This is a genomic window from Cupriavidus sp. 01L46 (assembly GCF_056399905.1).
The window spans coordinates 1-583 of the sequence record NZ_JBFTSF010000694.1; the positions used below are offsets into that span (position 1 = coordinate 1).

1 protein-coding gene is annotated in these 583 nt (G+C 62.8%); it reads left to right on the plus strand.

What is annotated here, in order from left to right; translation table 11 throughout:
* On the plus strand, positions 1 to 406 hold a 406-nt coding region (locus AC1DS3_RS39355), incomplete at its 5' end, for a transketolase-like TK C-terminal-containing protein (protein ID WP_477129463.1).
* Positions 407 to 583: the final 177 nt, after the last annotated feature.

Here is a 583-nt window from a genome sequence, read left to right on the forward strand (position 1 = left end):
CATCTGGAGCGCCACGAGCCTGACGGAGTTGCGCCGCGACGGCCTGGCAGCCGAGCGTTGGAACTTGCTTCATCCCGAGGCCAGGCCGCGCGTGCCCTACGTCCAGCAATGCTTGGCCGACCGGGAGGGACCGCTCGTAGTGGCCACTGACTACATGAAAATTGTGGCCGACCAAATCCGTCCGTTCATCGGACAACGTCGCATGGTGGCATTGGGAACCGATGGCTTTGGGCGATCCGACACGCGCGAGGCACTGCGAAGCTTCTTTGAGGTGGACCGGCACTTCGTTGTCCTGGCCGCGCTCAAGGCCCTGGCGGATGACGGCGCGCTGCCGCCCGGCGTGGTCGCCCAGGCCATCCAGCGCTACGGGGTGGCGCAAGACAAAGTCGATCCGTCCTTCGGTTAAGCGTCGGTTGATGTGCTGCTGTCGAGAATGCAGGCAACGAGTATTGCCCGGTCCTCGGCGGCAGTTCTCGGGCCATTAAACGACGCGGGGTACCTCACGCCGCATTATGAGTGGCCAAATACTTGACCAAGCCCTCAATTCCCCCCTTGGCCACGATATCCGCGAACTGCTTACGAT